An 11,767-nucleotide genomic window follows, 5' to 3' on the forward strand; every position below is an offset into this window, starting at 1 on the left:
TCCAGTGTCGGAGGCAGTCTTCGAGGCGCTGCAACAGTGGCGCCAACAAGAGATCGACGAAGGCCGTCTGCGCCCCGGTCTGATCAAGGACACGAACCTGCAGCAGATCCTCCGGCACAACCGGCGAACCGCCGAGGAGATCGCGCCGATGCTGCCGCGACACGCGAAGCCGCTCGTCGAGGGCATCGTCGCGGTACTGGAATCGCACGCACCGAGCGGGGAGGCTCCGGTATCGGTCCCGAATGAGACTCCGGCCGAGGAAGAGGCGCAGAAGTCGGAAGTTCCTCCGGACGAACCACTTCCGGGGGAAGAATTCCTGGTGGATCTGCGCACCGAGGACTTCTGCGAGTATCTGCACGGCGAGTCGGATCATGTCGTCGGTGGTCTCACCGTCACCCCCGAACCTCGTGGCGGCCACTGCATCGACTGGGAGCCGCTTCCGGCCGCGCCCGGGACGATCGTGCTGTATCGCGTGGTGGCGGGGGAGACGCATCGCGCCTACAAGCCCGAGGCGGGCCGACTCGTCGGGGTCACCCGGGGAACCATGATCGTCGACCTCGAACCGCCCGCTGCCGCGGTCCGGTATCTCCAGGTGTGGGCTCATGTCGGCAGCAGCGAGCGGGACGCGGCGCAACGCCAACCGATCCTTGTTGCCGAAGGGCATGTGCTCAGCCCGGTCGAAGGATTCGTCGTCATCGAGGACGACGGAGCGGTGATCGGCCAGTGGTCGGCTTGGCCGGGCGTCTCGCGCGTCCGGGTACTGCGGATCCCGCTCGACGGGAGCGGGCCCGTCTCCAACGATCCCCGACATCGAATCCTGGCCGACCAGCCCAATCTCAGCGGCTTCGTCGATCGTGAGGCGCAGCGCGGGCACCGCTACCTGTACCGCGCCATCTGCGAAGTGGAGGTCGACGGACACACACGGCTCTCGCCCGCTGCGCAGGACGAGGTGCTGGTCTCCGCGGTGCTCGAACCGGTCTCGGATTTGGAGGTGGTCACACATCGCAACGGTGACGACCTTCATTTCGATCTGACGTGGACGCCCCCGGCGATCGGGAACGTCGTCATGTACCGAACCCGGAGCACGCCCCGCGCCGGGATCGAAGGCACGCTGCTGTCGTCGGGTGCTCTTGAAGTGTCCGGCGGACTGTCCGAATCGGACCGTCTCGTGCATCCGGTGGTGGCGGGGGACGCCGGTCGTCACAGCATGACCAACGTGTCGTGGCCACGCGGCTGGGTGCGCGCCTATTTCACCCCCGTGACCGTTCTCGACGGACAGGTACAGGTGGGGCACACCGTCATTGCGACACGACCGTTGCCGGCCTTGAGGGATGTGCGCGTCGTCGAACGATGCACCGAGCAGGTCGTCACGTTTCCGTGGCCGGACGGCGCAGCGTCCGTGTCCGTGTACGTGAGCGCCCCGCAGGTTCCCGCCGAGCACGCGATCGAGCAGCGGCCGGTCGCGGAGGTCTCGCGTTCGCAGTATGACCGCGACGGTGGGCTGCACCTGCGGGATCGGCTTCCGGAGCTGGGATGCTCGGTGCACGTCGTGGCGGTCGCATACACAGCAGGAGAACGGAAGGTCGGGATCCCGACGACCGTCGAGTATCCGGGGCTGTTGCGTATCGAGTACACGGTCGAAGTGCGGCACGCGCCGGAAGGTGGCGTGTTCCTCGCGATCCGGCTGGCGTCGGAGATCGAGCTGTCCACCGCTCCTCCCTTCGTCGTTGTGCACAACGAACATCGGCTGCCGTTGAGTGCTCGGGACGGCCATCCGCTCGAGGTGCGCGTCAGTGGGGAGACGCAGCCGGGCGCCCGCAATTTCCAGCCGCGAAGCCTTCGTCGCGAATGGAGCCAGCCGTGGTTGGTCGACGTCACCGGGATGAGGGGCTTCGTCCGCGTTTTCGCCGACGTTCGCCCCGAAAAGGCGCGCACCATCGCATTGCTCGACCCGCCGATCGAGCGGATCAACCTCGACTTCGCAGCATGGTCGCGACCCGAAGAACAGGCGTTGTGACATGCCCGACGTCGAGCGGCCACGCTTCGGCCAGCTGACCTACACCTCGTTCGACCGCCCCGATGCGGCCACGGGCGGAGGCTGGCAGGTCAAGGAGGTATCGGGAGAACTCGATCCTGCGGAGGAGGAGGCACTGCGCGCGGGGGTGTTGACCCGCTTCGAAACTGCCAGTCCGCTCCCGCGGTTTCCGAGCCCCGAGGAGATCGAGGACCGCCCTCGGCGGTTGATGTACACCGTGGGGAAGCACGGCGGCATGTACTGGCACACGGTTCCGGCAGGACCGGACGCTTCGGGCAGGCCTGGGAATGTGTTCGCGCACGCGCTGGTCGACCGCCGAACGTCCGAGGCATCGCGTGCACGTCCGATCGAGCGGTGGCGTTCACCGGATTGGCTCGTCCCGTACGGCGCGGAGCAGGTTGCTGCCGCGACGCTGCCTGCGGACGAACCACGCCCAGGGGACGCAGTCTCCCGCGAGGCGGTTCTCGCGTTCCTGCTTGCTCCCGACACCTGGCGAATCGGGATCTTCGGTGTGCTGCTGGACGCAGTCGCGCGTGCGCTGGAGGGCGGGCCGCCCGTGGTGCTCGGGTGCCAGGACCAGAGCAGTGCGGCGCTGTGGATCGCGGCGGTCTCACAGTTCATGTCGCCGGGGACTTGTCATCGATTCGGGTGGTCGACCTTCGACCGCCTGCACAGCGTCGACGACGCGATAGCGCGGGGAGCGCACCTGTCGGCGGTACCGCTCGACGACCTTCCCGGCGACGCTCCCGGGTGTGTTGTGTTCGGCGAGAGCGAATCTCCGGAGATCGGCGAGCTCGACGGCGATCCGCACTGTGTCGCCAACGGCGACCTGGTGCCGGTCTCGCCGTGGTCGCTGTTGGCCCAGACGGTCCTCATCGACGCCGTGGTCGCGGCCCGGGCACTGGCTCAGCAGGATGAGATCGCTGCCGAGGTGGGTGACCGCGGGCTGAATCCGATGTGGCCGTTGGCGATGGCGGTGGTAGCGAACAGTGAACTTCACGATGCGCTGGACGAGGCGACCACTGTGCTGCTCGAGCACAGTCCCGAGTCGGTGTCCGGCACCGATTTCGAACGGTTGATCGTCGACGTCATCGACCACAACCTGGGTGAGACCACCGAGCATGCGGCACAGGCACTCGCGCGGTGGCAGTCGGACGGCACCCTCGCGCAGGTCGTGCGGAATCTGGCCGGCACGGTGTTCGTGTATCGGGTGTTCCGCGACCCGGAGTGGGTCCGTCGCGCCGCGCCGTCCCGTCTTGCACTTGTTGAACACTGCTGTCGAACAACGGAACTCCTAGCGGATGCAGGTCGTGTGTTGGACGGGTTGCGTCGTCGCGCCCGCGCGGCAATGCATCCGGACGATCTCGCGACGGAGGCTCTTCGACACGTGGACCTAGTCGTCCGCGCAGGGTTGGACGACGACCGAAGTGCCGATGTGATCGTCGAGCTCTTGGATCTCACCGTCGTGCCGGTCCTCTGCGATCCCGACCGCGGCGCGGCCTTCGTCGCCGCGATCGACACCCTCGCGGACTCCACGCGCATCGACTACCTGCAACACGCGGTGGTCACCAGCACGGAGTTCACCACGCGGCCGTTGGGATCTCGCCTCGTCCCCGCAGTGATCGCTTGGCTCGGCGGTACGTTGCCCGGCCCACCGAGATTCGACGACTTCGTCGCAGATCGCTCCCTGGTCGACACGCCACAGTGTGCGCTCATCGCTGAGGGCGTGTTCGTCCTTGCCGGAGACGGTCAACGTGTCCGTCCGGAGCTCGGAACCGTTGCACTGTGGCGGGCGCTTGCCGAACTCGATCGAGGAACGATTGCCTCGGCCCACCTCGATGCGGTCGTCGATGGTGTGTCCTGGACCCCGGCGCAATGGCGATCGGCGATCGCGCAGTATCCGTGTGCGGTCGCGCCGCGATTTCTCGCCGACACCATCATCCACGCGGGTTGGAGCGAGCACGTCGAAGACCTCGGCCGTCACCTCGGCGACGTTCTCCGCGGTGGGCTGCCCGAGCTGCTGATACCGACGTCGCAGCGTGATGTGCTCGTGCTGTCGTGGGCTGCGATTCGCCTCCAGGAAACGTGGGACAACATCAGCGCGGGCGCGTTCCGACGTGCGATCGAGACCCACGGCCTCCCGGTGCTTACCGACTACGCCACGGATCGCCCGGCGGAACTTGCGGACGATCTGCTCGCGCGATTGGCGGTCTTCGTCGTTGCAGCGCGTGGCTGCGGGGTCGGAATCCGTCCGCTTCCTTCAACGCACGAGGATGCACTCGTCGAAGCGGTCGTGCGCAATGCCGACTACGTGGTCGAAGCTTTGGTGGCCCTCGTGTACAGCGGTGCGATCGATGAGAACCGGCTCATTGCCGACGCGGTTACTGCGTATCGCGACGCGCAGAACGCACGCGATTCCGCTGACTCGGTCGACTTGCATTCGCGCTTCGAGATCGGGGATCCGCCGCGTCGGCGAACCGTTCTTGACGAGGTCGTCAATCGGATCCTGGCGGAATCCTGGTATCGCGGGCCGCGCAGCGCGGCCGAAGCACTGGCGGTGATTCCCGTCGAACCATGGGACCAAGCTCGGCGCGACGTCTGGCGGGTCGTGGTCGAAGGCTGGTTCGAGCAGCGACGGCGTGACGTGCACCAAGCGGCGGTGGAACACCGAAGGACACCGCGGTGACGACAGCATTGGAACACAAGGGTTTTCGAATGGGAGAAGGACAGATCTGATGCCCGGTTACGTACTGGACGGCGCAGGCCGGGTGGACCTGCCGCGACAGCCGCTGGCGGTGACGGTGACCGCGCTCGATGTGCCGGTGGTGCTGCGCGTCCTCACTGCGGACGGCGCCGATTCCGTGTCAGCGTTGTATCCGAAGCCGGGCTTCGCCGTGTTGCCCAGAATCGATGCCGAGATCGTCGTGGTGGCTACGCCTGGCACCGTCACCGGGTTTCCGCAGGGTACCGTCCTGCAGACCACGATCGCGGTCGACAGCGACCAGACCATGGACCCCGATCGCGCCGAGCTGACGCCGCTCGACGTGTCGGGGCTGCACCACGTGGAACTTGCGACCGTCACGCCGTACGGTGATCGGCTCACCGTCGCTGCGCGGAAGACCGCCGTCGACGTCCCACTCAACGATCTCGGTGCGCGCGCCCGCTCGGCGGCGCGTGGCGTGCTCGGCGTCGACCGGCTCCCCGAAAGTCGTCAGGTGCGGGTAGAGGTGGACGTCGACACCACTATGTCCATGTCTCCCCTGATCGACGACGGCAGCGTGCGCGAGATCGTCGATCTGCTGACCGGCGTCGCCGCCGTCATCGGACGTAGGGAAGAGTTGCACGTCAACCTGATCGGTCACACCGTCACGCCGGTTCGCGTTTCGGAACTGCGCTCGGCAGCCGACGAGGTGCAGGCGGCACTCGACTCGGCGGGACTGGGTATCGGATTTCGTTCGACCGCTGTCGATCGCTCCGGTTGGAGCGAACCGACTCTGGTCTACACCGTGACCGATGGCATTCCGGCCGATGACGGTGTCGCCGGCACTGCCGGCGTTCGGCGGCGTCCGATTGTCCTGGGCGCACAGGCCGATACGATGCCCGCAGCCGGGACGATGTCGCTCGCCGGCAGTGGATTGCGTACCGGTAGCCGGCTGGATGATCCCGCAGAGCTGTTCGAAACGGTGCAATCGCTTGTAGCGGGGCTGGCCTCCGCTTCGGATTCGGAAGGCCGCACGTCGTGACCAAGTGCCCCAGATGCTTCACCCCGTTGCCCAGCGACCGCACGTCATGGCTGCCCACGGCACCCGGCGACGTCGAGGTAGACGACATTGCGACCGCGTTTCAGGGCACACCTGTGCGTTCCGGCAAGGTCGTCGACATGGACCGGCCCGCTACTGCAGTCGACCATTGGTCGCCTGATCCGTCGGCGGTCGAGGAAAAGGTGGGCGGCCCGGCCGTCGAGGTCTGCCCAACCTGCCACTACCGGCTGCCCGTCGGCTGGCGGACCGCGCACGCCACGTGCATCGCCATGGCCGGCGCCCGTGCGACGGGAAAGACCGTCTACATTGCGGTGCTGGTCAAGTCGCTTCAGCTTCTGGGTGAGCGGCTGAACTGTGTGGTTGAGCCCGCTACGGCCGAGACGGAATTGGCGTACCGCGAGCTGTACGAAAAGCCGCTCTACGAAGAACGGGGCATTCTCGAATCCACCCCGGCAGCACACACGAGCAACCAGCATCAGCGGGAGCCGCTGATCTTCTCGCTCGGCACCTGGCACGGCACCCGGCAGTTCCTCGTCCTTCGTGACGTGGCGGGGGAGGACCTGGAGAATCCGAACAACGTCCATGTCCAGCACATGCGGTTCTTCGCGCAGGCCGACGGTGTGGTGTTCATGTTCGACCCGCTCAAGGTCGAATCGGTCCGGCAGCAACTCCACGACCTTGTTCCCGTTCAGGAACGTGTCGGTGGCGACCCGCGGTCGGTACTGCGAACCGTGCTCTCGATCATCGGGGACGCCACCCCGAATCTCGCGGTCGACCTCTCCAAGTTCGATGCGTTGCAGGCACTGCAACATGTTGAGGGAAGCGAATGGAGCGAGATCATGTCGCAGCCGGGTGCGGCCTTCTCCCGCGATCCCAGCTTGCAGTACGCGCCGTACAACGAGATCGACGGCCGCCTACTGCACCACGAAGTCCGTAGCCTCCTCGACAAGCTCGAAGCCAAGTCGATGGTGATGGCCGTCGATCAACCCCACACAGGAGCCGCGGTGAACAGCCGCTTCTTCGCGGTCTCGGCGCTTGGCGAATCGCCGGTAGGGGACCGGCTGCACCACAACGGCATCTCACCGTTCCGCTGCCTCGATCCGGTGCGATGGGTTCTTGCGCAGCGCGGCGTGTGGGTCTAGCCGCCACACCTGTTTGTACACAAGAGTTTTCCGCTGTCCCGGTTCGCTCGGGATAGCCGTGTCCGTGATTCGAAGGAGTATGAAGTGTTCCGAAGTTCCATTGTTGCGCGCTTATCCGGCAAGACCAGGGCGGGTTTCCGCCGGGGGACAGGTGTCGCCGTGACCGTTGCGGCACTCGCGTTGGCATTGTCTGCATGCGGTGCAGATACGGAAACCGGTGCAGCCGAGCCTTCTACGACCACCACGACGACGTCCTCGAGGCCGGCCACCACGAGCACGACAACTGCGCCGGCATCCACCGCGACGTCAGCTCCCGCCGCGCTGCCGCGTACCTCGACTCAGACGCCCACGACCACGGTCACGCTGGAGGAGACGGTTCCTGCGGCGGTGCCGGCGGCAGCACCGGTTGCAGAACCGGCTCTGATGCCCGCCGTCGTGTGCATGAACCTGCAGGACGCACAGGACCTCATCCAGGCACAGGGAGTCTTCTTCTCGCGCAGCACCGATGCGACCGGGCGTGGACGTAAACAGGTGCTCGACGCAAACTGGATCGTTGTCGCGCAGAGCCCGGGTGTCGGTGTTCCGATTACCGAGGGCGTCGCAGACTTGTCGGTCGTCAAGATCGGCGAGCCGAACCCCTGTTGATTGCAGAGTTCTTACATCGAGAACCGACTCAACACGAAGTCGATCTTGGGCCTGCGACGCAACTTGTCTCAGCCCGTTGACACTCCTTCATTTTCAGCGAATTGCGGGTCGCATCAGGGCGGTTCGCCATGTCTCAGAGGATTTCCATGGCCGAGGACTATTCCACGTCTGTTCCGCCGCAGGTAGAGCAGGGGCCCACCGAAACGCCTGTGAAGAAGCCGCGACGTTGGCCCTGGATTGTCGGCATTGTTGCCGCACTGCTGGGCGGTGTTGGGATTGGGATTGTCGGCACGCCATCCGACGAAGAAATCCAGGCGAGGATTGATACGTCTGTCGCTGCCGGAGTTGCTGATCAACGGGCGCAATTGGACGCGGACCAGCAAGAGGCTGCCGACGCGCTCGCCGATGCAAAACAGCAGCATCTGCTGCAGCTTCAGCCCAGCAGCAAGCAGATGCTGCCAATGCTGCAGCCGATACCCGCTCAGCCGAGCTCGACAAGCGGGAAGCGGCGCTGAAACCGAAGGAGGCAGACGCGGCACGGTCGACATTCGGCAACGGAATGCACCTTGTCGGCAAGGACATCAACCCGGGTACGTACCGTACCAACGGCGGGTCGTACTGTTACTGGGAACGTCTTTCCGGGACCTCCGGAGAATTCGACGACCTCATCACCAACGAGGCAACCGAAGGAGCCTCGGTGGTGACGATCTCGGCTTCCGATGTCGCCTTCAAATCGCAGGGGTGTGGGAAGTGGGCGAAAATCGGATGAGGTCGTGTATGAGGTGTCAATCCTACGGCTTGGCTTCGGGTACTGCAGAATTGAAGTAGCCGGTCACCGTCGTCTGACTCGAGTTGGCTCACGCACTAGCGGAATGAGCCAACTCGGGTCAAGTGGGCTATTTGCTGCCCGGCGTCCAGCGCATCTTCCACTTGTACGCTTTGTCGAGGTCCGACTGACTCCCTCGGATATACCGGACTTCGCGCTTGACATCGATCTGTCCGTTCTTGTTTTCCAGCAACGCGATCGCGCACATCGGTGCACGGTTGTCGCCGGAGTCGAGGCGAACCTCGATCGGTGGCCCGGAGGTTCGATAGAGCGTGACCACGCCGTCCGCGGCAGCCCAGTTCGGCACACCCTCGTAGATGTACGCGAAGATGAGGATGCGCTTGAAGATCGAAGGGTTCGACAGGTTGATGTAGAGGTTCTCACCGCCGGAAACCGATCCCGTTCGATCGTCACCGTCCAGCTCGATATACGGGTAGCTATATTGCGATCCGAAGGCCTCGCCGAGTGCCTGGATAACGCCCTTGCTCCCGTCTGCAAGCTCGTACAGGCATCCCAGGTCCAGATCGATGCCGCCTCCACCTGCCAGACGACTGAAGAATCCCTTCCCGGAGCTCCTTGAACTCCAGTTCAGGTTGACTCGCATGACGCCTTGTTCCTCGCCGGGTTTCACGAGATTCACTGAGGGTGTGTTCTTGTCCAGAGTGATCTTGGAAAGGCTGACCGGTGGCGCCGCCGGTGCGAGTGTATGGTCCCGAGACGGCGGAACGCCGCGACGCTCCGTTGTTCGGTCGGGCGACGGGACAGGCGGAAGGGTAGGGGTGGGTGTAGGAGGTGCCGGCTGAGTGACATCAACGCCGTAATTCGTCGCGAGTGCCGAGAGCCCTGTGTTCCATCCCTGCGAGACGTTGCGTACCTTCCACGTTCCGTTGCGGCGATAGACCTCCATCAAGATGGCTGCGCGTTCGGAGCGCAGTCCGGTCGCGGGGGCCTCCACTACAACGCCATTCGGCTGCTCAAGCGTCACCCCGAGGCCGGGGACGGTGGCGAGGGTTCCGTTGACGCTGTCGTCCAACGCGACCGCAATCGACAGTGAGTGAATATCGGCCGGGATCCTGTTGAGATCCAGTGAGATCCGATCGGCACCGAGCAACCGGACTGCACCTTCGGGGGACTTCGGCTGGTTGAAGAAGATGAAGTCGTCGTCGTTTCGTACGCGCTGGTTCGGCGTGAGCTGGAAGGCCATCAAGTCGACTGTGCCCTGACGGGCACCGGTGACCGACAATGTCGCAGTACCGTCGTGGATTGCCGTGTTGGCGCCGGGGGGAAGTACAGGCATGTTTGTTCCGGCCTGGCGGCCGACTCCTTCCGTAGAGATGAGTGCGGGCAGCCGGGGGAATCCGGCTGCCCGCACGTCGAACCGATCAGGCGTTGACAGCGATCGGTTCCGGCTGCGGATCCTCGCCCGCATCGGTCCCGTCGTCGGGATTGTTCTTGTTCCGGATGATGCTGGTAACCAGCGCCGCGAGGATCAGGAACACGCCGGTCAGGCCCGTGACGATCTCGCTGACGTGGTGGCCGATCGAGTAGAACAGGATCAGCGCCAGCGCGCCGATCGCCCAGTGGGCTCCGTGCTCCAGGTACACGTACTCGGCGAGGGTGCCCTTGCGGACAAGGTAGACGGTGATCGAGCGAACGAACATTGCGCCGATGAATCCGAGGCCGAGGGCGATGATGATCGGGTCGGAGGTAACCGCGAATGCACCGATGACGCCGTCGAACGAGAAGGAAGCGTCGAGGACTTCGAGGTAGAGGAACAGGAAGAAGCCGGCCTTGCCGACGGCCTTCGCGAGATCCGTCGGTCCGTTGGAAGTGCTTTCGTCGTCCTCGTCGACATTGAACAGTTCACCGAGTCCGTTGACGAGGATGTAGGTGATCATGCCGAGGGTGCCCGCGATCAGCACGGTCGTCGATTTGCCCTCGGGGGCGATAAACGCAGCGGTGAGGACGAGAATGCCACTCGCAACGACGACAGCGAGCTGATCGAGCTTGCCGATGCGCTCCAGTGGACGCTCGAGCCAGGACAACCAGGTGATCTCCTTCTCCTCGAACAGGAAGCCGAGGAACAGCATCAGGAGGAACATTCCGCCGAACGCTGCGATCTGCGGATGCGCGTCGGTGATGAGGGTTTCGTAACTGGGGCTGCCGTCGGGGAAGTATGCGGCGCCGTCGGCCGGCGGATTCAGGGCGAGGTCGAGCGCCTCGATGGGCCCGAGGCCAGACGCTGCCCACACGATGGCCAGCGGGAAGACGAGGCGCATGCCGAAGACGGCGATGAGAATACCGATGGTGAGGAAGATCTTCTGCCAGAATTCGCTCATTCGCTGCAACACAGTCGCATTGATGATCGCGTTGTCGAACGACAGGGAGACCTCGAGGACGCCGAGAATGGCGGCGAGGAGGAGTGCTTCAGGCCCGCCGTAGAGAAAGGCGACGACTAGGGCAACAACGGTAACGGCGAACGATGCGCCAAATATGCGCAAAACCACAGACGTGGCCTTTCTCGATGGGGTGTGGGGAGAGTGACGGGGTGCCCGCATCCGGATGCAGACACCCCGCTCAACCCGTCCGCGGACGGAACTGACGAAATCAGGCGACGTTGACGCCGTAATCCAGGGCGATGCCGCGAAGACCGGACGCGTAGCCCTGACCCACAGCGCGGAACTTCCACTCGTTGTTGTGGCGGTACACCTCTCCGAAGATCATCGCCGTCTCGGTGGAGGCGTCCTCCGTGAGGTCATAGCGCGCCAGCTCGACCCCGGTGACACGATCGATGATCCGGATGTATGCATTGCGAACGTGGCCGAACGACTGGCCGCGCACGTCTGCTTCGTAGATCGAGACGGCGAAGAAGATGTTCGTGACCGCTGGGGGGAGAGCCTGGAGATCCACGTGGATGGACTCGTCATCGCCGTCGCCGTCGCCGGTGAGGTTGTCGCCGGTGTGCTCGACCGTGCCGTCGGGGGACGAGAGATTGCCGTAGAAGACGAAGTGCTTGTCCGAAAGGACCTTGTAGTTCGGACCCGTGATCAGTGCAGACGCGTCGAGGTCATAGGCCGCGCCGGTGGTGGTGCGTTCGTCCCAGCCGAGTCCGACCGTAATGGCGGTGAGATTGGCGGTGGCCTTTGAGAGGGAGACGTTGCCGCCTTTGGCAAGTGAGACGCTCATGCGAATCCTTTCGAGATGCTGCACAGTAGGGAGGCGCAGTCGGTTCTGCTCCTGAGTGCATTACTGGTGCGGACCGACCGTATGGCCGGTACGGATAGTAGGACGAATCAGAGACGAAGCGTCCGCTGGTTCGTATGAGCGCAACAGAGCTGGCCTCTGGGCTCGTGTTGAT

The 11,767-nt window shown here is 64.5% G+C and carries 9 protein-coding genes and 2 pseudogenes; 7 read left to right on the plus strand and 4 right to left on the minus strand.

The features are described 5' to 3' along the window. The first annotated feature begins 4 nt into the window (after nt 1-4). From ACWDTS_RS10160 to ACWDTS_RS10190, 7 genes and pseudogenes are all read left to right on the plus strand, one after another. Nucleotides 5-2,017, plus strand: a complete 2,013-nt coding sequence (locus tag ACWDTS_RS10160; RefSeq protein WP_450118079.1) for a hypothetical protein — start codon at nt 5-7, stop codon at nt 2,015-2,017. Between the two features lies 1 nt (nt 2,018). Then, nucleotides 2,019-2,750 (plus strand): annotated as a pseudogene (locus tag ACWDTS_RS10165) (GAP1-N2 domain-containing protein); the annotation flags it as partial. A gap of 360 nt (nt 2,751-3,110) precedes the next feature. Continuing rightward, nucleotides 3,111-4,721 carry a hypothetical protein gene (locus tag ACWDTS_RS10170; RefSeq protein WP_450118106.1) on the plus strand — a complete coding sequence of 537 codons (1,611 nt, stop codon included), beginning with the start codon at nt 3,111-3,113 and terminating at the stop codon, nt 4,719-4,721. 115 nt (nt 4,722-4,836) lie between these two features. Beyond that, nucleotides 4,837-5,778: a hypothetical protein gene (locus ACWDTS_RS10175; protein ID WP_450118080.1), complete on the plus strand. Its 942-nt coding sequence runs from the start codon at nt 4,837-4,839 to the stop codon at nt 5,776-5,778. Next, nucleotides 5,775-6,938, plus strand: coding sequence for a TRAFAC clade GTPase domain-containing protein (locus ACWDTS_RS10180; protein ID WP_450118081.1), 1,164 nt, complete (start codon nt 5,775-5,777; stop codon nt 6,936-6,938). The genes ACWDTS_RS10175 and ACWDTS_RS10180 overlap by 4 nt, the downstream gene beginning before the upstream one ends. Before the next feature lie 159 nt (nt 6,939-7,097). Continuing rightward, the gene (locus ACWDTS_RS10185; RefSeq protein ID WP_450118082.1) at nt 7,098-7,583 is read left to right on the plus strand and encodes a hypothetical protein; all 486 of its coding nucleotides are present in this window, start codon (nt 7,098-7,100) and stop codon (nt 7,581-7,583) included. A 146-nt stretch (nt 7,584-7,729) separates the two neighbouring features. After that, entirely contained in the window at nt 7,730-8,098 is a 369-nt protein-coding gene (locus tag ACWDTS_RS10190; RefSeq protein ID WP_450107549.1) for a hypothetical protein, read from the plus strand. Between the two features lie 381 nt (nt 8,099-8,479). Here the strand turns inward: ACWDTS_RS10190 and ACWDTS_RS10195 are convergent, their stop codons facing one another. From ACWDTS_RS10195 to ACWDTS_RS10210, 4 genes and pseudogenes are all read right to left on the minus strand, one after another. Beyond that, nucleotides 8,480-9,076, minus strand: coding sequence for a TerD family protein (locus ACWDTS_RS10195; protein ID WP_450118103.1), 597 nt, complete (start codon nt 9,074-9,076; stop codon nt 8,480-8,482). A gap of 162 nt (nt 9,077-9,238) precedes the next feature. After that, nucleotides 9,239-9,838: pseudogene (locus tag ACWDTS_RS10200) on the minus strand (TerD family protein); the annotation flags it as partial. Then, a complete protein-coding gene (locus ACWDTS_RS10205; protein ID WP_450118083.1) occupies nt 9,792-10,916 on the minus strand; it encodes a DUF475 domain-containing protein in 1,125 nt (374 codons plus the stop codon). The gene ACWDTS_RS10205 and the pseudogene ACWDTS_RS10200, both read right to left, overlap by 47 nt. 100 nt (nt 10,917-11,016) lie before the next feature. Further along, nucleotides 11,017-11,595: a TerD family protein gene (locus tag ACWDTS_RS10210; RefSeq protein WP_450118104.1), complete on the minus strand. Its 579-nt coding sequence runs from the start codon at nt 11,593-11,595 to the stop codon at nt 11,017-11,019. Between the last annotated feature and the right edge of the window lie 172 nt (nt 11,596-11,767).

This window comes from Rhodococcus sp. NPDC003383 (genome assembly GCF_053589115.1).